We start from the raw sequence: 2,513 nt of genomic DNA, 5'->3' as shown, positions 1-2,513 counted from the left end.
GACCGGTCATCATTCTCTGGCACGACGAAATTTTTCCGCTCATTCCGGCCCATGCCGATGTCGGCCTGGCCTGCGTGGTCAGCCAAAGCCAGGACGGAGAACTCCTGGCCCAGGTGCTGGAGCGCTTTGGCTTCGCAACGATGCGCGGCTCCAGTTCGCGCGGCGGTCTGCGCGCCCTGATCGCGGCCAAGCGGTTCATGGACAAGACCGGCAAAGGAGTGATCTTCACGGCCGACGGCCCGCGCGGGCCGAGGCATCGCATCAAGCCCGGAGCCATTTTTCTGGCCGAGCACGCGGGATCGCCCATTGTCTTGGTCCGGGTGATCATGGACAAGTCTCTGATTTTTCAGAAGGCCTGGGATAAGTTCCAGCTACCCTGGCCGTTTTCCCGCTGTACCATTGTTTACGGCGACCCCATCGATCTGCCGGCCACAAGCGGCGACGAGAACGCCTTGAACCAGCAATGTTGTTTCCTGGAAGAACGCATGCATGATTTAGGATGCCGTTAATGCTTGATATACTTTATAATTCTATGTTGCCGTTGGGATCGTCCCTAAGCCTTGGACAACTGCGGGCCGCCGGCGACGGATTGGGCCGGCTGATGTGGGCCATGCTGCGCGGCCGGCGCCGGGAAACCACCCGAGCCATTGCCGGGCATTTGGGCTTGTCCGAAAAGCAGGCCGCCGTCCTTGGCGCGGCCAGCTTTCGGCATACGGCCTGTTCCTTTTTGGAACTTTTTTTTACCAGAAACATGGACGTGCGTTTTTTCCGGGAGCACGTCGAATTCTCGAATCCGGATTTGATGCTGCGCATGGGACAGTCCACACGCCCGCTGGTTGCCGTCTCGGCCCACATCGGTTGCTGGGAACTCCTGGTCGGGTTGATGTCGCTTTTTCCGGGCACGCCGGATTGCCAGGGCGTGGTGCGTCTGCCCAAGGACAAGGCCCTGGCCGCCGTGATCATGCACATGCGCTCACAACCCGGCATGCGGATCGTGCCGCATCGGGACGCCTCCGCCCAGACCTTGCCGCATTTGCGCAAGGGCGGCCGGGCGGGTTTTTTGGTGGATCATAATTGTCGCCACGCCGAGGCCGAATTCCTGCCCTTTCTTGGCGAAATCGCGGCGGTCAACAAGGGCCCGGCCATCCTGGCGCTACGGACCAAGGCCGAGGTCTGGCCCATTTTCCCCATTCGTCTTCCCGGCGGCAGGGTCCGGGTCGTTGTTTTCGATCCCCTGGACACGGCTGCCCTGGAAGGTCCCCGGCAGGAACGCATCACCGCCATCTGCCGCTTCTATACGGACGCGGTGGAGCGGATCGTGCGCTCCTATCCGGAACAGTGGTTTTGGATGCATCGGCGTTGGAAAACCCAACCCCGATCGGTTGCGTGATGGCGGGCGACCCGCCGGGAGGATACATGATGGATGGCGCTTTGATTCGGGCTGCCCGGGGGCAGGAACCAGCGGACCTGCTGGTTCGGGACTGCAAGTTGGTCAATGTTTTGTCCGGAGAAATTCATCCGGCCAACGTGGCTGTCAAAAACGGGATTGTTCTCGGTTGCGGCGACTACGCGGCCCACGAGGTGATCGATGCCCGAGGGCGGTATCTGTGTCCCGGTCTGGTGGAAGGGCATATCCATGTCGAATCGACCTTGCTCGATCCGGTCCGCTTTGCCCGTGTGGTGGCGGCGCACGGCACGGCCGTGGTCGTCTGCGATCCGCACGAGCTGGCCAATGTCCTGGGTCTGGCCGGGATCGAGTGGCTGCTGGACATAACCCGCGACCTGCCGTTGGAAATGTATTGCATGATGCCGTCCTGTGTGCCGGCCACGCATCTGGAAACGTCCGGGGCCGTGATTTCCGCCGAGGACATCCGGACCATGCTGGCCCGGCATCCGCGCCGCATTTTGGGTCTGGCAGAAATGATGAACTATCCCGGCGTGCTGTTCCAGGACCCGGCGGTTTTGGCCAAGATCGAGGCCGCCGGCCTTCGCCCCGTGGACGGGCACGCGCCCGGCTTGGGCGGCAAGGATCTAAACGCCTATGTTTTGGCCGGCCCGGCCTCGGACCATGAGAGTTGCCATCTGGAAGAAGCCCGGGAAAAGCTGCGCGCGGGCGTGCATCTCATGATCCGCGAGGGCAGTTCGGAGAAAAATCTGGTCGATCTTTTGCCCGTGGTCAGCGATTTCAACAGCCAAAACTGCTCCCTGGTCACGGATGACCGGCATTGCGACGACTTGCTCCGTCAGGGTCATCTCGATCACACCGTGCGTCTGGCCATGTCCCGGGGGCTTGCTCCGGTGCGGGCCATCCAGATGGCCTCCATCAACACGGCCCGCTATTTCGGTCTGCATCGGCGCGGAGCGGTCGCGCCGGGATACAGGGCGGATTTTTTGCTGCTCGACGACCTGACCTCCTTTGCCATCTCCGACGTTTTTCTGGCCGGCCGGCGCGTTGCAGCCCAGGATTGGGCGCCGGCACCGACCGCGCATCGTGTCACCGCGAGCGTTCATCT

General features: G+C 62.2%; 3 protein-coding genes. All 3 read left to right on the top strand.

What is annotated here, in order from left to right:
* Positions 1-509: DUF374 domain-containing protein (locus EOL86_13615; GenBank protein ID NCD26613.1), on the top strand; the 509-nt coding region annotated here is incomplete at its 5' end.
* The gene (locus tag EOL86_13610) at positions 500-1,390 is read left to right on the top strand and encodes a hypothetical protein (protein NCD26612.1); all 891 of its coding nucleotides are present in this window, start codon (positions 500-502) and stop codon (positions 1,388-1,390) included. The genes EOL86_13615 and EOL86_13610, both read left to right, overlap by 10 nt.
* Before the next feature lie 26 nt (positions 1,391-1,416).
* Positions 1,417-2,513: adenine deaminase (locus EOL86_13605; GenBank protein ID NCD26611.1), on the top strand; the 1,097-nt coding region annotated here is incomplete at its 3' end.

Source organism: Deltaproteobacteria bacterium (assembly GCA_009930495.1).
In the GTDB taxonomy this organism is placed as follows: domain Bacteria; phylum Desulfobacterota; class Desulfovibrionia; order Desulfovibrionales; family Desulfomicrobiaceae; genus Desulfomicrobium.
Note: the sequence above shows the minus strand (reverse complement) of the source record. Positions and strands in the feature narration are given on the sequence as shown.